Below are 17,214 nucleotides of genomic sequence, written 5' to 3'. Positions count from 1 at the left end.
GCCGGCGGCCTTTACTAGCCGTCTCTGCTCCAGACCGCAACGAGGTGAACACCATCGAGAATCTGGGACGGTCATACCTGGATATCGCGCGTGTCGCTCAGCTCACGCTGGCCGGCCGACTGAAATTCGTGCCTGACCACCCATTCGACAAGGTTATCGGTGTACACATTGAACACGGTCAGACGTGACAGTAACAGCATGTGACATATAACTCATTTACCAATACTTTGTGCTCTGGAAACCATGACAAAGGTTTCGGGAAGCTGCGGTGCGCTACCTGGAGCCGATGTAGCAGTCAGGTCATGCCTCTCCGTTCTGATGGGGCCACCACGTCGAATGCCGCGAGGTACGAAGATCGTGCGTCGTCGCATCTGGTCCTTACCGTTGCACCCGGGTTCTCCGCTGTGGGCCGCTATGTTGCCGCCAGTGCTACCGCGACGCGAGTCACCCGCTGGCCATTCGTCCTTGCCGAGTGTTCCCCCGAGCTATTTTGAGCCCTCTCCTAGGTTCACGAATTCGATCATTGGCCTGGTGGCCTCAATGGGTCAGGTCCCATTGAGGCCACCAGGATGAGACATCAAAGTGCCTGGAGTGCCGTGCGCATCGCCTAAACTCAGTTGCTGTAGTTGCCGTCCTCACCATGAGGATCTCAAAGGAGATTACTTTGAAGAGCAAGCTTGCCAAGATCGTGGCTCCGGCTCTGTCTGCAATCGCAATCGCAGTCGCCGGAACCGGACCCGCTTCCGCCTCGGATGCAGAAGCTATGGCGTACACCTGCAAGGACAATGAGGTTTGCTTCTACCAGCACAGTAACTACACCGGTTCGGTGTTTGTGCCGGACGAGCTGAAGTATCATTCCGTTGTCTCCGATTTCGGTGTTAAGAAATTTGTCAACGGGGCCAATGCCGACAATGCGGTGTCTTCGGTCATCAACACGACCGGCTGGCGCTTCTGTTTCTACGATCGCCCGTTCATGCAGCACTACCAGGGGACACTGGGGGCTGATGACGGCGCAAACTTCGTGGGCCAGCAGTGGGCGTATCTCAACGACCGCATCAGCTCTGTCCAGCCCTGTTCTTGACCGAACCCACTGATTGGGCGACGTCAGCGGTATACGCCGTGCGAGGCTCGCGTGCTGTGGAGGTGGGTCTTCGAGGACTCACTCGTGGGCGCAGGAGCTTCGTTGGCTCCCAAAGTCTGCTGCACCAGGGCTCGTATGCCCTGGTGGAGCGGGGCGCCATAGCGATCGCCACAGATATGCTCGTGCGCCTCAGCGCCGGATTCGGCGCCGTAGCCCGGCATACAGGTGCGGGACAGCAGACATCGGACCCTCGCCCTGAGGGCTCACCTGGGCTGCTTCGGGGGGTGCGTGGCCTGGCACCGATCCCGACGTGCTCCATCGATGGTCATCACCGAGTCCGACCCGGTTCGCGCCCCCGTGCCGGCGCGGTCCCACGGAACAGCGTTGACTGGCGTGGTGCCGTCGGGTGTTTGCGCTCTCTCGCTGTGAGGGGCAGATGAGCGGCCCGTGCAAGTCACCGACTTGGCGGGCTTCATCGAACCCCGAGCCGGCCCCGCAAGCAGAAACATCCACTCCGAAGTATTTGCCGCTGGGCTTGCCTCAGCCCGCAGTTGAGTGACCGGCGCCAACTTGCGGATCGCGCGTATGACGCCCACGAAACCGTGGCCCGAATCCTCTATGGGCCGGTCTCCCCAGCCTCGAACATCCAAAGACACGGTGATTTTTCCATGCTCGTCGACCGCACCGGTCTGCGCCCGCCTGGCCGACCGCGCCTCACCCCACCACGTGAGATCGCCCCGCCCTCACCTACACACGTCTCGCCGGCATCCGAGAGCACGTCAGAAAGAAGCCAGCCGGCCCGCGGCAACGCCTTCTCCGGTTGGCGCAGAGCAACCGCGGTGATCGTGATGACTGGGCTGAGCGCCGTGGTTGTCACTGGCTGTGCCGCTTCGCAGGACTCGGGCCAATCTTCGGCTTCGGAGTCAGCGTCGTCGCAGGACATGGTGCGTCTGCTCGAGGCGTCGCTTCCACAAGGCAAGACCTCCGGGAAACGAGGGAAGGGCGTGAGCGCGAAACCCGAAACGCTGCCGTCGGCCGAACTGGTCTTCGAGCGGGACGGCAAGTCTGCTCATGTGCAAGTAGTCCTCGGTCGGCTTCCGCTTCCTGTTCCGTCCGCAGTGTCGCAGTGCCCGGACACAGCCTTTTACCCCTACAGTCGCTGCAGCGTCTCCAAGCTGCCCGACGGTGGCACCCTGGTGCAGGATCAGTCACCCCAGAACGCGAAGAATCCGTCCGGCGGCAAAGTCCTCACCTCACGCCTGATCTTCCAGGACGGCGGGCAGGTTCTCGTTACCCAGGTCGCCGACCCGCAAGCCCAGACCGGCTCCGCGTCAACGCCCCTGCCACTGGCACTCAAGCAGTTGACAGCCGTCGCCACCTCTGCGACTTGGAAACCCGTCCTCAACGCAGTGCCCAAGCCACCCGCCGGGCCAAATGGGGGCTGGCAGCCGACCGGCATGGACATCAGTCGAGTGCTCGGACAACTCCTTCCGGCCGGACTCCGCCACGCGCAGCCTGGCGGCACGGATGGCTTCGGCCACCTTGTGGTCGATGACGGTCACGGCAAAAGTCTCGTCGCCGTCAACGTCCAGCGATGGAAGCCCGATGACGGCAGCATGACCAAGCTGTTCGAGAAGGCCGAGACCCTCCCCGACGGCACCCGCCTCAACATTCACAAGAAGCCCGTCAACCAAGGCCACACAACCACGATCGAATGGACCGCCGATACCTTCCGCGAAGACGGCATACGCATCGTCGTCTCCGCCCTCAACACCTCTGCCTACCCCTTTGCCCCCACCCGGCCTGACCCCGCCCTCGACACCGCCCAACTGAAGGCGATCGCCCTCGACCCAGCATGGCAACGAGTCACTCGCAAGTGACAAACCAGCACCACCAGTCCTCCGCGAAACCCGCCGCACCGATCCACAGGTGCGTACGAAGCAGCTTCAACCAGCGTCCAGTCGCCCCCGGCTACACCCTGGTCAGCCTGCCGTGAACGGCAGCGGTGTTCTACGAGCGCACGCCGAGTGCAAAGTGGTCGGCACGGTGCTCTTCGTTGAGCTTCGCGGCGCGCCAGCGGGTGTTGTCGAGGAAGAGGCCGACACGCACGGGCGCTCCGTCTACGGTATCGACGTACTGGTGGGGCACCACCCGCACATGCCTCTCACAAGCGTGGAACTGGCGCGTGACGATGAGGGTGGTCTTCTACCGGTCGCCTTACGACTGGCACGTTGCCGGTGTCAGCGGGTTCTGCTCCGAGTATCTCCGGCAGGCACTGCTGTGCGGGCGTCACCTTGTCCTACCCGGTGCGCTGCCCGGTGATTGAGGTCCTGAGGTCTTCGGCAGCCGCCGGCTCACGGTGTGCTCGGAGATCCTCGGGACTGCCTACTCGGATCACGACCTGGTCGTGCTCCTCGAGGCCGCTGGAGTTGCCGATCCGGAGAACGTCCGTGACGATCCGGGATGGGTCGAATGGCGGGGCGGTCGTCCTCACAGTGGGACAACGCGTTATCGCCACCCCGCGGCACAGTCGTGCGCTGCCGACTGACCTCATGGCCGGGTGGCTGCCCCGTCGCCCGGCCCGCTCCGACCGGGGTTGGCAAGACTGCGGTTCCGGCCGACCGGGCATGCATCGCCCCTCACCTCACGCGACCGCCCCGCTCTACGGGCTTGTGCTTCTTGCCGTGGCCGTCATCGACCACGAGGTGGCCGAACCCTTCCCTTCTACGTCCGAATGCGCTGTGAGTCCGGGCCGGTCCGCACTCACCGCGGCACGGTTGGCGCCCCTCCGGTCGCACCCAGCGAAGGTGCCGTCCCAGCAGCAGACCCAAGGTCGGCGGCACACAGCACACAGCCTCGGCGGCATCACCGAGAAGATCGATCCAAGCCGTACGCGTGCGCCCTGCCGACCGCGAACCCACAGCCGACAGCAACGGGGGCCAACATAGTGTGGGCCGGACGCGACGTCGTGAAGCGGGAAATCAACGAAGCTCCCGCGCCGGTGGGTTGAGACATCCCATATCTTCCTCAACGGCACGGGAGCACGGTGCGTGGCGCGCAAGGTTCACGTCACCCGATCAGTGGGCCGCGCTTAATGCACCTAGCAGGGTCCTACAGAGCTGATGCGGTCATTGAGATGCGCCTTATCGCCAACGAAGTTGTCGTCCGTATCGATGCGCAAGTAGTGCATAAGGTTTTTCTGGTACGGGCGATCATATGCGCAGAACATCCAGCCCGTTGTGTTCTTGACGGAAGACACCGCGTTGTCGGTGTTGACTCCGTTGACGAAATTACGAATACCGAAGTCTACAACAGCGGAACGATACTTCAGCTCGGACGGCACGAATACCGAACCGGTGTAGTTGGAATGCTGGTAGAAGCAGACCTCATTGTCTTGGCAACTGTAGGCCATGACGTCGACGTCGGAGGCAGAAGCGGACCCGACCCCGCCGACTACAAGCCCCAGAGCTGAAACAGTCGGGGCCAGGACCATTGCAAGCTTCTTCTTTGCCGTCACTGAATGTCCTTAGAGTACTTTGAAGTGTTTGCGTACGCAGCAAGGCACCTCCGCCCAACTGCGCGGAGAGCACCTACTCGGCCACAAGGTCGCAGGGAGCCGTGCGACAGTGTGGATTCGACCCTAATGCCCATCAGTTGAGGTCCAGGTTCGTATTGCTTGTTTCCGGTTGGCCTCATTGGGACTTGGCCCAATGAGGCCGGAGGCGGCAATTCGCTCCCACATCATCCAGTGCTGAGTAGCGCAGAAGGCAATGACAAAGACCACAGCAACTGAAGGACACGTTACCGTCCGTCCTCTGGACGGAGGCGGGACGCAGATCAGCGATCCAACAGGCCATCGGTACTACCAGCGCTTGCACCATCATGCCCTGCTCATTTCGAGTGCCCCCCGACGTCCAATGAGATGACCTCTAACGCACACTTGACTTTCGGTTGAGAGGTCCAGGTGCAAGTTCGGGCCGGCGCTCCACCGAGGTCCTCGCCCCAGTCTGGGGCGGGGGCTCCTGCTGTGACAGCTTCACCGCCCGTCTTCACCCTGGACCTTGCACGACAGTTCGAGATCAACGACGCTTCCGTCGATCCCGATCATTACATTCGGCGACACGGCGAACTTCGATAAGAGCCCCTTCTTCTACTTCGGGCACTGGGGCACTTCGAGTCCTGGTTCTTCCGCGACGCGGACCACGAACTCGACCGTTGGGCCGACGATCTTGGCCGTCAGGAATTCTGGACGATCGTCCGCAACTTCCAGCCCCAGAAAATCAGGTTCTACCACGAACAGCTGTGATCAGAGCCGCGAAGCGACCTGCCTGGTGCCACTCTGCGACCGCTCTCCACGATCTGTGCCTGAGCCCAAGTGCACTGCCATAGCCAGAAGTTGGCGGCGTCTCTGCGTCGATTGAGAAGCGACGGGTCCTCGACACCCTGACTACCGCGTTGCTGCAGCTAATTGTCGTGGTGAGAAACGGGCCTGTCCCGTGAGCAGGCGGGTTCGGGGTCAACTTCAGCCCCTGGAACGGGATATTCGATCTGTGCGAGAACTTCAGCGAGCTCAACGAGCTCGACGTGCGGATTCAACGCTGCTACGACACTCTGAGTGAGTGGCCGCAGCACGTAGACGTGGCAGATGGCCTCGATGTCCGTTGTGACCTCGCAGTACTCCTCCGCGAACTGCAGATAGGTTTTGGGACGGCCATCCACCAAGATGTCGAACAGCCACTCTGCGCTGCCGCCGCCTTCCACGCTGACGGGAGAACTGTGCAGCAACAATGTCTGCGCGAGGACGGGTTGTCGGTTCCGTTTTGATCTCAGTCTTCGCTCGCCTCCGGCTTCAATCATGAGGATGATCTCGGCGTCCCTGTGGTTGCTTCGGAGCGGCTGAAACCCGGCATTCCGAGCTGGACCGCAGCCGACTGTTTCTCAGGAGAGTGGAGCGGGCCTGGGGCAGAGGCTGGCACGCCGGGGGGATCCTACGCATGGGAGGTGGTGTTGTGCGTCGGCACGGCCTCCGCGCTGCCTGGCCGTTGGAGCGTCGGGTCGGTGGAGCAGAAGACATCGGGCGGCGACGAACGGCGCTGCTGCGCCAGGGTGCAGCGGTGGACGGTGCGGGGCTTCAATGGAGGAGCCCCAGCTGCCCCTGGTCAATCAGAGCGGCACTCTGGGCTGAGGTTCTCCAGCATCCAGTGCTCCCGCCGTCGGGTGCATCGGCGTCAACAACTGCGCCAGCTAGTGCCTGCTGCGGCCTTCCAATGGCCGTCGAGGTCCTCGAGGGGTCTGATGGTCCTCGCGCGGCGAGACGGGCCGTGCCTGGCAGAGTCATGCGCTTCAGTTTTTCCAACTAGGCTTCCTGTAGTCGATCGTTTATGCAGACTCCTCTCGCACACGAGTGCTTCGTACAGGGAGGGGACCAGCTCATGCTGGCTGGAAGGAAGATCACCACCATGGCTGCGGCCATCGCCTTGGGCGTCGGTCTTGCGGTCGCGGGACCGACAGCGAGCGCCCAAGCCGCCACATGCTCGTACACCTACAACAACACCACCGGTTATGCCTTCGCGGGTCACTACAGCGGGTGGACTGCGGTCCCGTCGAAGACCGTGGTGACCAGTTCGGGGGCGGAAGCACAGTGCCTCCTGAAGGAGATCGGGTACAGCATCACGGTTGACGGTGTGTTCGGGCCGAACTCGCAGGCTGTTATGAAGGAATTCCAGAGGAAGGTCAACGGCTCACCCTGGAGAGCTGGCCTCGCCGTTGACGGCGTGCCGGGCCCTGAGTCCTGGGAATGGCTGCGGTGGTATGCCTGGGACTTCTGAGCCGGGGTGAGCGGACGAGTTTGCGAACTGGTCACCTACTCGGGCACCTGCCCAGCGGCGAGGCCAGAGCGGAGCCGTACGGCGTTGCCATCAGCTTGTCGCTCACGGGTTGGCCTGTTCGACCACGGGTCCTGATCGAGTGATGGGCCAGGGCTTGAGAGCGGGGCCTCTTGGTGGCTCGTGGTGCGAACCAAACCGACCGCAGGAGGCCCTGTTGCCGCAGTTTTCGTGGTCGTATGCATGGCGTCCATGTTTCCAGCGAGTGCTGGCTCCGCCGAAGCAACCAGAAGCGGGCCGGCGCCGAACCTGCGCGGCAGCGGGCGCGGCCGTAAGCCTGCAGCAGAGACTGTCGAGCGTGCGCCGTGAAGCCCGCTGTCAGGCGGCAGATGCCGAACGCGAGCGCGTGCAGCAGGAACGGGAAGATCAACGGCGCCCGGCTGGAGGCGGCCAAGTGGTGGTGCGCGGCACGCCGGCACGTCGTCTCCCTCGAGGACGATGTCGTCTCCGGCAGCGACAAAGATCACGCAGGCCGCGGCCGAAGCTGCCCAGCAACGGGCTGGCTGCCGCCTGCGCCTGCGATCGGCCACGCGGGTGCCTTCTGGCTGTGACGGACCGCCGCGGAGGATCTCTAAACCGTGGCACGCAACAGCGTGACGAGGTGCAGCCAGTGCGGGGGCCCGCTTCCCGAGGGGAACCGTCGCTCCCAGCGGTACTTTTCAGCAGCGTGCCGCACAAAGGCATGGCGGTGGCGCAGGGCGCGAAGAATGGTGTCGGAGCAACATCGACTTCGCCGCCGCTACACGGGAGCCACGCCGGTACCACCGGCTGAAGATCCAGTGCCAGGTCTGCCACGGCTGACGGTACGTCGGTGTATTGCTCGTCGTCGTGCCGCACCAGGATCCTTGTGTCGCCCAGGTGCCTTCGCTCGACAGACCCTGTCTGCGTGGCGTGCACTCCGTCAACCGCAACCTGCTGAACCGGCTCGCCGATGACCGCACTGTCCTGACTCGACTCGTGTTCGGGGTCCTGGCCGACCTTGAACTCGCCCCCACCCGCGTCACCCTCTTGTCCAACCGGCTGTCGCTGTACGAGGCACCGGACGGCAGCTTGGATATCCGCCTCGACCTGGACCCCCAGCCGGACAACCAGCTTTTCCCGCACGACCACCGCTATTCCTTCGCCACCCGTATCCTCATCGGCGGATACATCCGCGTCGTGCGCCACCGCACCAACGGCCGCCACAGCCCCTTCACCAGGATGATCCTGGCGTCGGCGGTCCTGACGATCGAGCGGCCCGTCAGCGCCTACACGCTCAACACACGATCGTGCACCAGGCCGTTATGGCGCCTGGCGGCGGCACCGGCTTCTCCGCGGCGCCGCAAGAAGCCGTCCCACGCCCTCGAAGAACTCATGCCGGCGCAGGACTCCTGGCCCGCACCCGTCGGCTCTCGAGCGGTGCGGAGACGCGTGGCCAGTTCAGGCAGGATTCATTTGGCCGGTGATCTTCCGGCGGGTGGACGGCACCGTCGGGACATAACTGATCTCTAGGTTGCGGGGGTTGTCACTGATGGAGGACTGATGATCACCCGTGCCCGCCTGGGCGTCATACTTGCCGCCGTGCTGACGACGGTCTTCACGAGCGCCGTCGTGCCGAGTGCCGTCTCGGCTCAGCAGCCGAACCCGGCCGCCGCGAGCGCCACTGCGCACTCCGGCAAGGTCCGGATGAACGAGATCCAGTTCATGGGCGCCCACAACGCCTTCCACCGGGAGATGCAGGGCATCGAGCTGGCCGAGTCGATCAAGATCGACCCTGGATACCCGTCGTGGGGCTTCTACTCGCACGCGTCCGTCTCCGATCTGCTGGGCCGGCAGAACGTGCGCGCGCTCGAGTTCGACCTGCTGCCCGACCCCGACGGCGGCCTGTATCAGCATCCGCTGGCCCGCAAGCGGGCCGGTCTCGGCCCGATCGACGACCCGGCCATGGCCGCACCCGGCATGAAGGTCATCCATGTCGCCGACCAGGACTACAACTCGACCTGCCGCACCCTCGTGGTCTGCATGCAGCAGGTGAAGACCTGGTCGAAGGCCAACCCGCAGCACGCGCCGATCATCCTGCAGCTGGAGCTCAAGCAGACGGACGACCGCTGGGAGCAGCTCGGAGGCGCGGTCAGCCCGGCCTGGAGCGGCAAGCTGCTCGACGACATCGACAAGGAGATCCGTTCGGTCTTCTCCGAGTCGCAGCTGATCACCGCTGACGACCTGCGCAGCCCTGGCCTGACGCTCGAGCAGTCGATCCTGGAGAACGGCTGGCCGACCCTGGACTGGGCGCGCGGCAAGGTGATGTTCTTCTTCGACAACGGCGGCCCCGGCGCCATCCGTGACATGTACCTGGACGGGCACCCCAGCCTGCAGGGCCGCGCGGTCTTCACTCGCGGCAACCCCGGCGACGCGGATGCGGCGATCACTATGGTGAACGACCCGCGCGGTGCCAACGAGGCGACCATCCGCGACCTGGTCAAGCGGGGCTACATCGTCCGCACCCGCTCGGACGAGCCGCTGAAGACGGTCATCAACAACGAGTTCAGCCGTGTCCAGACTGCTCTGGCCAGCGGCGCGCAGATGGTCACGACGGACTTCCCGAGCGTCGGCATGACCGCTCGCTACAACAGCGACTTCGTTGCCGAGCTGCCCGGTAACGAGCCGGTTCGCTGCAACCCGGTGACCGCGCCGCGCAACTGCCACGACGACAGGCTGGAGCCCTCGTCCACCCGATGAGCGCGTTCTGAAAGGCGGCCGGCCGATCCCGGACGGCCGCCTCTTCTTTTCCGTACTACGGACCGCAGTGTCGACGGGTGTGTCAGATCGACATGAGCAGACCGGAGGCCAGGTCTTCCCGCTCGTACGACGATGAGGGCCCCCGCTTGCCCAGCCACCGCTCTGGGAGCTCCACTCGGACGGCTCAGCACAAGTTCTATGCCCCCTTGGCCACCCAGCGCTGCTGCCAGATGTTCCCTGGCTGGCTCGACAGCCAGTGCAGCAGCTTGGTCACCCCAGGGCGGCGTCCGGCTCGGGTGCCGTTCGCCCCCGGTGCTCGGGCGTCGGCCTCAGCCGAACTGCGGTCAGTATTCCCAGACGGCCGGTACGAAGCGAAAGGCGTTGCCGGCGACCGCCACGTGGCAGGCGGACGGGAACGGCAGGTGGGTGGCCAGCAGCTGCCCGCCGTTTGCCGCCAGTTCTGTCAGGAGACGGATCCGGACGCGGGCCGTTTCCTCTGGGTCGTGGTCGAAGCCGTTGTGCCAGTCGGGCTTGTCGAACCCGGGCTGGAACACGGCGTCGCCGGCGAATGTCAGCTGGTCGCCGCCGGACTCCAGGCGGATGATGCTGTGGCCTGGGGTATGCCCGCCAGTGCGCTGCATCACCACTCCTGGTGCCACCTCGTACTCCGTCTCGAACGGCCGCAACTGGCTGCGGTACACGTCCAGGAACCGCGAGGCGGTCTTTCGCAGCACGTCCGGCACCGGTGCCGGCATGACGGTGTGGGAGAAGTCTGGTGCGTTCCAGAACTCGGCCTCGGCCGCCGCCAGGTGGACTTGCAGGTCTTGGCGCAGCCGGCCCCTCAGCCCTTCGACGAGCAGACCGCCGATGTGGTCCATGTGCAGGTGGGTGAGCACCACGTCGGTCACGGACCCGGGATCGATCCCTGCGGCGTCCAGTCGCATGGCCAGCTGGCCGGCTCGCGGGAAGCCCGGGAACTGCGTTCCCAGACCGGAATCGACGAGGATGGTCCGGTCACCGTTGCGCACCACGGCGACGTTCAACGGCCAGTTGCACACCTCCGGAGGCAGGAACATGTCATCGAGCCAGGTCGCCAGATCGTCCTGGGCGGCGTTGGTGGCCAGCGTCGTGGCGGGGATCGGCATCACGCCGTCGCTGATCACCATGACATCGATGTCGCCCACCTTCAGCGCGTAGCGCGATGGAACCAGCTCGTCATGCCCCGGTGCATGGGAGTGTGCGAAGTCGGTGTGGCTCATGCTGTTCTCCTTCGGAAGCGCGTTGGCCGACGACATCGAGGACGCCATGGGTCACACCGTCCAGTCGTCCTCAGGACCGGGCGGCAGCCCGATTTGTGAGATTAGCCTGGTTTGCGGTAGCCGCTGTGCTCCCTCGCCCGGTCATGCCGAGGATTGGCCCGAGCGACTCCCCGGGTGCCGCTACATCGATCACGTTTCCGCGGGTCAGTGCCTCTCTAGTGCGTTCCGGTTGGAGTTCTGCCTCCGTCGAGGTCGCGACTTTCGCGAAAGCCAGGTCATTCGAGAACCCCTGGGCCGTGGAAGGGCCTGCCTCTCGGAATGGCCGACGAGTGGTGTCGGGCAGTGCGGGAGTGCTCTCGGGCTGCTCGGCGGGGGAGAGCTGCCCCCAGGTGGACGCCCAAGCCTTGATCGGCTGCACCACGTGATGGGACACCATCCGGTGTCGATACCTGGGCCCCGGGCTTCACAGGTTTCCCGGTGGCGAGTAGTTCGACGAGTCTCACTCACCACTTCCGTGGTGTAGATGGCGTCGGGGAGGATTCCAGGGATTGCTCATTGGATCAGTTCGATGTGCGGGTGGTCCGGGGACTGAGGGCAGAGGTGGAGTTGCAGGTCGTAGCCGCTTGCGATGACGATCATGGTGATGTTTGCCGGTGGGGTGCCCGGGAGGAGGGGCGTGGGGTCGGCCCCGTTCCTCGTGGGGGATCCAGCTGTGGTTGTCGGCGCACCATTCGGTGCTTGCGATGGTGAGCAGCGGCACCGTGTGGGTGTCGCATGTGGAGCAGGTCCGGGGATGGGATCGGTCAGGCCCCAGCGGGTCCAGCCTCCCGCCTTTCCAGCCGGGTGCGATGGACAGGTGGTCCTCGTAGAACTCCTCCGGCGCGATGGTGTGCGTGTTGTCCCACGCTATTCCGGCGGCTTCCCACCTGTTGAGGTCTGCGAGCTGCTCTTGCAGGTTCTTGCTCAGCTCCATGGGGTTGGGGGTATTCGGTGACCTGTTCCGGTGCGAGCAGGCATGGCTCCGGTAGGTAGGTGTGGAACTGGATCGCGGGCGGCTCGGGTGGTGTGGGCGTTGCCCAGGGTCCTTGCGGATCACGGTGCCGCCGGCTCTGTGCTGCTGCCCGGGTTCGCCGCCACTGACGTATGTCGTCCGGTGACATGGGTGCTTGCATCTGGTCCCACACGTGCGTTCCCTCGTAGTGCGGCCACGGCTGGTCGGCGGGCCACAGCAGTGGCCCGCCGACGGAGCTGTCGTGCGGGGTGGGCGATCCGGGGCGGGGATGCAGCCGGGTCGCCGTGCGCGCGAGCGGGGCCAGTTGGGGGAAGAGCGCGGTGACGTCGAGCGGCCCCGGCGGGGTTGTATACGGATGGCGGTCATAGCGGCGATGCTGCCAGCAGCCTGTGACAACGCGTGTGCCGATAGCTGCCTGTCGAAGACCGTCTTTCATCGGCCGGGGTCAGTCGGTGACCGTGATGGCACCCCGGCCGCCGTCCAGGTCGAGGAAGACGCCCACGCCGTCGATGCCGTACAACCCATCCTCCCGGGCAGGGTTCTCCGGATCGAGCAGATCCAGTGTCACCGTGTCCGCCACTCGGGGGGAGGCTTCTTGGGCTCAGTCCGAGCGAGGGCTCAAGCGCGTCGAGCGCGGCGGATCAACCAAGCCGCGGTGAAATACAGGGCGGTGACAACAGCCCAGGCCGCTAGAAACTGGACCGCGAGGAGCTTGTCACCCTCGCTCCAGACGATAGCGGTCACCGCCGGACCGCCGAGCCACCAGGCGAACAAGATGATTCCGAAGACGGCTCCGGCCAGTTCACCGAGGGCAGCCGTCAGCCAGCTAAGCATAGTTCGGTACTCCAAGGCAGATGAGATGTCCAAGTGATCAACAGTCTCAGCTTAAGACAACGACTGACGCAATCAGGCGCAGGATGATCAGTCGGCCAGGGCCCGTGCGTTTTCAGGTGATGAGACGTCATGGTTCTCATCAGGTAGGCGTATCGTCGGTTTCACGGCGTTGGCGAAACGAGGCACGGCCTCGCATGATCAAGGTGGATCGAAGCCGTCCGCATGCTGCAGGTACGGCACAACCAGGGGGCGACGGGGAAGCGTGATCGAGGACTTGTCGCAGGCGGCCCAGGTTCGAACCGCGTCTGTGGTCGAGCTGGCGAGCGAGCTGATCCGCCGTCCGAGCCGGGCGGGGATCGACGCCTACGGGCCCGTACTTGGCGTGCTGGAGAACTGGCTTGCCGCTCGGGACCTGCCGCACCGCCGCCTGCACGACGCGGCGGGCGCCCTGGTGGGGCTGCTGGTGGAGATTCCCGGTGGGCGGCCCGGCCCGTGGTGGACGCTGGACGCGTGTGTGGACACCGCCCCGTACGGCGACGAGGCCGCCTGGTCGTTCTCCCCGGCCTGCGGCGACATCATGGACGGCTGGCTGTGCGGCCGAGGTGCGGCGGATTCCAAGCTCGCTGCCGCGATGTTCTGCCACATCGCCGCCGACCTCGCGCCCTGCGCCGCTGACCTGGCAGGCGGGCTTGCCGTGCTTTTGGACGTCGACGAGCACACCGGCGGTTTCGGCGGCGCACGCGCCTACCTCACCGACCGGGTCGCGGCTCGCCCGGCCGGGGTAATGATCGGCTACCCGGGCCTGGACGAGATCGTGGTCGGCGGCCGGGGCCTGTGGCGGGCCGCGATCACCGTGCACGCCCCCTCCGGGCACTCCGGCTCCGGCCAGACCGTGGTCAGCGCCATCTCCCGCGCCGCCCGCCTCGTGCATCTCCTGGATACGGCGGCGCTGCCCGACGTGGACGTCGGCTCGGGGTTCCCGCTGCCGCCGAAGCTGTCGGTCACCGCCTTCCACGGCGGACAGGGCTTCTCGGCCATCTGCGACCGTGTCGACATCAACGTGGATGTCCGCACAACCCTGGTGTTTGACGCGCACGACGCCGAGACCCTCATCAGAAAAGCCGTCGCCGAGCTCGACGCGGAGCTGCCCGTCGCGGTGCCCACCGACGTCACCTCGGTCGCCACGTGGCCGCCGTTCCGCCTTGCCGAGGACGAGCAGCCCGCCGCCGCCCTCCTCGGCGCCGCCGCCGAAGCTGGCCTTACGGTGCGGCCGAAGACCGCGGGCCCGTCGAACATAGGCAACCTGCTTGCCGGGGAGGGCATCGCGGCCACCGCCGGCTTCGGTGTGCCGTACGAAGGGCTGCACGGTATCGACGAGCGCGCACACCTTGCCGAACTCCCCGCGGTGTACGCCGTCTACCATCGGGCCGTCCTCGGCCTCCTCGGAGGCTGACGCCCCAGGCGCGTCCCATCTACTTCCCGGGTCCACTCCCAGCAACCGCCCAACTTCGCCTCTGGGAACAGACCTTCGATCACAGCGAAGTGCCGACACATGAGGTGCAGGATGTGCGACAGGCGTGGGGCCGGGTCACCCTTAGAAGACCGCCACCTCCTACGAAGCAGCGGTCACACTCGCCTCGTTCTTGCTCTGGGCAAGATCACTTTGAAGACGGATCCTGAGGGCTGGACAAGTGGGAAAGGAGGAAGTCCGTAGCTGACCCTATTGCGGCATCAGCGTCCTCTAGATCATCCGAGAACAGGTGCCAAACGTGCGGCATGTCCGGCCATACTTCAAGATTCACGCGCACGCGGGAAGAGGCTAGGTGTTCGGCCAGGCGCACAGCGTCGCTGAGCATGATTTCGCGCTCTCCGATTTGTATCTGCACCGGATGCAGACCAGTGACGTCAGCAAACACGGGCGAGGCGAGTGGGCTACTGAGGGGGAGGCCGCCCAAGTAGTTCAGCGCCAGCTTTCGCAGCCCTTCAGGAGCGCATACCGGATCAGTATCGGATTTTGAGCTGATCGATTCTCCTGTATGTTCCAGGTTGGCCCATGGAGAGATGGCCACCGCTGCTGCGGGCAGCGGCAAACCCGCTTCCTGAGCCGCTACCATCAGCGAGATACACATAGCCCCTCCTGCCGAGTCCCCGGAGACGGCGATGGACCGTGCGTCGTACCCCTCATCCAGCAGAGCCTTGTAGACGGCGAGATTGTCATCTATGGCTGCCGGATATACGGCGTCAGGCGCTAGTCGGTAGTCGGGGATGACCGCTCGGGCCTTGAGCTTGCGTGCAAATCGACCTACTAGCCCGCGGTATCCGCGAGGTGCACCGACCAGATAGCCGCCGCCGTGCAGGTAGAGCAGAACGCGTCCGTCAACGGTATCTGCGGGGCGTGCCCATGTGATCGGAACACCGCTGGCCTCGGTGTCCTCGAAAAGGACGTCTGATGGAGACGGAAATCGCGAGGAAAACCAGTCAGCATATTCGGTGCGAATATCAGACAGGTCGTCGAGGCGCCCTTCTTCCAGGGCGGCTAGTGCGGCGTCCAGTCGGGCAGCCCATGGTGCGACCAGATGGTCGACAGTCGAAATTCGGTCGGTCTTGACAGGATGCGTCATGATTCAATTCTCTCGCAAATTCGCTTGGCTGGAGACGCGCTGTGTTCTGTCTCCAATTTCAGTAGTGCTACGTTGACACCGGCAGGAGGCCTGCACACGCGTGGTCTCTCCGATGCCTTCGGGGCGATTCGTACTAGGTCTCGATTGTGGAGTCCTTTCAGTCGGCTACAGCTCGAATGTTGCACATCTGCGTGTCTGGGCGACTGCGGTCGGAATATTCGAGTTGCTTGCCGCGTCTGGAGGGGTGTTGTCTCAGATAGGCGAGGTGAATGGCTCTGGTCACGGGTGACAAGCTCGCACTGGCGACATCGCCGGCGGTGCCAACGCCAGATGAGAGTGCAGGAAGCGAGCCGGATCTCAATGCCGGGCATCGAGATCCGGCTGGTCTTATGCGCTGCGACCCTCTGACGCCGCGATACCTCTGTGATCGATCACCCTATGGTTCACCCAAGGACGATCTGCGAGCGTGAGATGACTCGAACTCGGCGCTTGAGGCCCACTATCAATACACCCTGACCCCATTCAGAATTTGCAGTTCCGAATTAGTCAAGCTGATTTCTGACGCGGCAACATTCTCGTCCAAGTGGGAAATACTTGAAGTTCCGGGGATGGGCAGCATCGTGGATGAGCGCTGCAGCAGCCAAGCGAGAGCGATCTGAGACGGTGCTACATTTCGCTTCTTAGCCATCGCAGAAAGGGGGCTGTCATGGCCCGCGAGCGCGCCCGTGGCAAGGGGATGCCAAGGGATGAAGCCAATTCCCGCTCTCTCGGTGTAATCAACCAGCGGATCAGCTACCCGATTCCCTAGATTGTACAGATTCTGCACCGAGTCAATTCGGGCGATCCGCTGCGCTCGTTTGAGCTGCTGAATGTCAACTTCCGACAAGCCGATGTGCCGAATTTTTCCTTCATCCTGCAGCTCTTTAAGTGTACCCACTTGAACCTCGAGTGGCACTCTAGGGTCAACTCGGTGAAGCTGAAACAGGCTTATGCAGTCAACGTTTAGCCTGCGCAGACTCATTTCCGCCTGTTGCCTCAGATACTCCGGGAGACCTACAGGAACCCACCTTTTAGGCCCAGGTCGGGTGAAACCTGCCTTTGTTGCAATGACAAGGTTTTCGGCATAGGGATAGAGGGCTTCTCGAATGAGATTCTCAGCCACTTCAGGACCGTATGAGTCGGCTGTGTCGATGAGGTTGACGCCGAGATCCACCGCTCGACGAAGCACGCGCATGGATTTATCTGGATCCTTAGGGTAGCCCCACCCGCCCGGACCAGTCAGCTGCAAGGTCCCGTATCCAAGTCGCGTCACTGCAGTTGTTCCAGCAAGGTGGAACTGGCCAGATTCACGAGCGGTGTTTTTGCTGGTCATTCTTGCGTGGCCCTCTCACATTTGTATGGGCTGACCTGAGTAAGTTGGCAACAATATCGCCGGCATACGGGAAGGTCGGACAAATCTTTGAAATCCGCCATCGGTGTGCACCGATGGCAAAGGAATCCCGATGCCTTTTCCTGTCGGGGGGCATGTAGCAACCCAACCAGCCGATGTGGCGGCATTTCGTGAGCCGTGAGCCGTGAGCCGTGAGCCGTGAGCCGTGAGCCGTGAGCCGTGAGCCGTAGCAAGTTTTCAGAGTCGGCAAGGCGGTCGACCCCTCGCACTCTCTCGACAGTCACGCCCAGGACGGCCGGCACACGAGTGGCGTCACGGTAATCCGTGAGTAGTGCATTGGCGCCTGCGGCCGGAGCGGCTGCACTGCTTGCCGAACCAGGCTGCGACGGTCCCTGATGACTCGGGGCTACAAGA

General features: G+C 64.0%; 15 protein-coding genes. 8 read left to right on the top strand and 7 right to left on the bottom strand.

Features of this window, described 5'->3' with window-relative positions:
• Nucleotides 1-44 precede the first annotated feature (44 nt).
• The 3 genes from DN051_RS44785 to DN051_RS44780 all read left to right on the top strand — a co-directional run bounded on the left by DN051_RS44785 (nucleotide 45) and on the right by DN051_RS44780 (nucleotide 2,961).
• Nucleotides 45-188 carry a hypothetical protein gene (locus DN051_RS44785; protein ID WP_162624762.1) on the top strand — a complete coding sequence of 48 codons (144 nt, stop codon included), beginning with the start codon at nucleotides 45-47 and terminating at the stop codon, nucleotides 186-188.
• A 476-nt stretch (nucleotides 189-664) separates the two neighbouring features.
• Complete coding sequence (locus DN051_RS01155; protein ID WP_159054189.1) at nucleotides 665-1,081, top strand: peptidase inhibitor family I36 protein; 417 nt, start codon at nucleotides 665-667, stop codon at nucleotides 1,079-1,081.
• An 839-nt stretch (nucleotides 1,082-1,920) separates the two neighbouring features.
• Nucleotides 1,921-2,961, top strand: coding sequence for a hypothetical protein (locus DN051_RS44780; protein WP_162624761.1), 1,041 nt, complete (start codon nucleotides 1,921-1,923; stop codon nucleotides 2,959-2,961).
• A gap of 1,220 nt (nucleotides 2,962-4,181) precedes the next feature.
• Here DN051_RS44780 and DN051_RS01140 read toward each other — a convergent pair.
• Together DN051_RS01140 and DN051_RS01130 are read right to left on the bottom strand one after the other, a co-directional pair.
• Complete coding sequence (locus DN051_RS01140; protein ID WP_162624760.1) at nucleotides 4,182-4,598, bottom strand: peptidase inhibitor family I36 protein; 417 nt, start codon at nucleotides 4,596-4,598, stop codon at nucleotides 4,182-4,184.
• 947 nt (nucleotides 4,599-5,545) lie between these two features.
• Nucleotides 5,546-5,938 (bottom strand): hypothetical protein, encoded by a 393-nt coding sequence (locus DN051_RS01130; RefSeq protein WP_162624759.1) that lies wholly within the window; start codon nucleotides 5,936-5,938, stop codon nucleotides 5,546-5,548.
• A gap of 524 nt (nucleotides 5,939-6,462) precedes the next feature.
• Here DN051_RS01130 and DN051_RS01125 point away from each other — a divergent pair.
• The 4 genes from DN051_RS01125 (at nucleotide 6,463) to DN051_RS01115 (ending at nucleotide 9,684) form a co-directional block, all read left to right on the top strand.
• Nucleotides 6,463-6,909, top strand: coding sequence for a peptidoglycan-binding domain-containing protein (locus DN051_RS01125; RefSeq protein ID WP_112437639.1), 447 nt, complete (start codon nucleotides 6,463-6,465; stop codon nucleotides 6,907-6,909).
• Between the two features lie 386 nt (nucleotides 6,910-7,295).
• The gene (locus tag DN051_RS44775) at nucleotides 7,296-7,517 is read left to right on the top strand and encodes a hypothetical protein (RefSeq protein WP_162624758.1); all 222 of its coding nucleotides are present in this window, start codon (nucleotides 7,296-7,298) and stop codon (nucleotides 7,515-7,517) included.
• Between the two features lie 265 nt (nucleotides 7,518-7,782).
• A complete protein-coding gene (locus DN051_RS01120; RefSeq protein ID WP_162624757.1) occupies nucleotides 7,783-8,457 on the top strand; it encodes a hypothetical protein in 675 nt (224 codons plus the stop codon).
• Nucleotides 8,458-8,487: 30 nt separating this feature from the next.
• Nucleotides 8,488-9,684, top strand: a complete 1,197-nt coding sequence (locus DN051_RS01115) for a phosphatidylinositol-specific phospholipase C1-like protein (RefSeq protein ID WP_112437637.1) — start codon at nucleotides 8,488-8,490, stop codon at nucleotides 9,682-9,684.
• Nucleotides 9,685-10,028: 344 nt separating this feature from the next.
• On the opposite strand, the gene DN051_RS01110 is transcribed toward DN051_RS01115, so the two are convergent.
• The 3 genes from DN051_RS01110 to DN051_RS01100 form a co-directional block, all read right to left on the bottom strand.
• Nucleotides 10,029-10,943: an MBL fold metallo-hydrolase gene (locus DN051_RS01110; protein ID WP_053756978.1), complete on the bottom strand. Its 915-nt coding sequence runs from the start codon at nucleotides 10,941-10,943 to the stop codon at nucleotides 10,029-10,031.
• Between the two features lie 1,457 nt (nucleotides 10,944-12,400).
• Nucleotides 12,401-12,535, bottom strand: coding sequence for a hypothetical protein (locus tag DN051_RS47200; protein WP_267890842.1), 135 nt, complete (start codon nucleotides 12,533-12,535; stop codon nucleotides 12,401-12,403).
• Between the two features lie 38 nt (nucleotides 12,536-12,573).
• Nucleotides 12,574-12,789 (bottom strand): hypothetical protein, encoded by a 216-nt coding sequence (locus DN051_RS01100; RefSeq protein WP_053756977.1) that lies wholly within the window; start codon nucleotides 12,787-12,789, stop codon nucleotides 12,574-12,576.
• A 262-nt stretch (nucleotides 12,790-13,051) separates the two neighbouring features.
• Between DN051_RS01100 and DN051_RS01095 the strand changes: the two genes are divergently transcribed.
• Nucleotides 13,052-14,242 carry a M20 family metallopeptidase gene (locus tag DN051_RS01095; RefSeq protein ID WP_112437635.1) on the top strand — a complete coding sequence of 397 codons (1,191 nt, stop codon included), beginning with the start codon at nucleotides 13,052-13,054 and terminating at the stop codon, nucleotides 14,240-14,242.
• Between the two features lie 205 nt (nucleotides 14,243-14,447).
• On the opposite strand, the gene DN051_RS01090 is transcribed toward DN051_RS01095, so the two are convergent.
• Nucleotides 14,448-15,410, bottom strand: coding sequence for an alpha/beta hydrolase (locus tag DN051_RS01090; protein ID WP_112437634.1), 963 nt, complete (start codon nucleotides 15,408-15,410; stop codon nucleotides 14,448-14,450).
• A gap of 502 nt (nucleotides 15,411-15,912) precedes the next feature.
• A complete protein-coding gene (locus DN051_RS01085; RefSeq protein WP_112437633.1) occupies nucleotides 15,913-16,782 on the bottom strand; it encodes an aldo/keto reductase in 870 nt (289 codons plus the stop codon).
• Nucleotides 16,783-17,214: the final 432 nt, after the last annotated feature.

Source organism: Streptomyces cadmiisoli (assembly GCF_003261055.1).
In the GTDB taxonomy this organism is placed as follows: Bacteria; Actinomycetota; Actinomycetes; order Streptomycetales; family Streptomycetaceae; genus Streptomyces; species Streptomyces cadmiisoli.
Note: the sequence above shows the minus strand (reverse complement) of the source record. Positions and strands in the feature narration are given on the sequence as shown.

Coding starts and splice junctions, on each gene's coding strand:
- DN051_RS01130 (WP_162624759.1), bottom strand. CDS start 5,938: ATGATTGAAGCCGGAGGCGAGCGAAGACTGAGATCAAAACGGAACCGA.
- DN051_RS01125 (WP_112437639.1), top strand. CDS start 6,463: ATGCAGACTCCTCTCGCACACGAGTGCTTCGTACAGGGAGGGGACCAG.
- DN051_RS44775 (WP_162624758.1), top strand. CDS start 7,296: ATGCCGAACGCGAGCGCGTGCAGCAGGAACGGGAAGATCAACGGCGCC.
- DN051_RS01115 (WP_112437637.1), top strand. CDS start 8,488: ATGATCACCCGTGCCCGCCTGGGCGTCATACTTGCCGCCGTGCTGACG.
- DN051_RS01110 (WP_053756978.1), bottom strand. CDS start 10,943: ATGAGCCACACCGACTTCGCACACTCCCATGCACCGGGGCATGACGAG.
- DN051_RS01100 (WP_053756977.1), bottom strand. CDS start 12,789: ATGCTTAGCTGGCTGACGGCTGCCCTCGGTGAACTGGCCGGAGCCGTC.
- DN051_RS01090 (WP_112437634.1), bottom strand. CDS start 15,410: ATGACGCATCCTGTCAAGACCGACCGAATTTCGACTGTCGACCATCTG.
- DN051_RS01085 (WP_112437633.1), bottom strand. CDS start 16,782: ATGACCAGCAAAAACACCGCTCGTGAATCTGGCCAGTTCCACCTTGCT.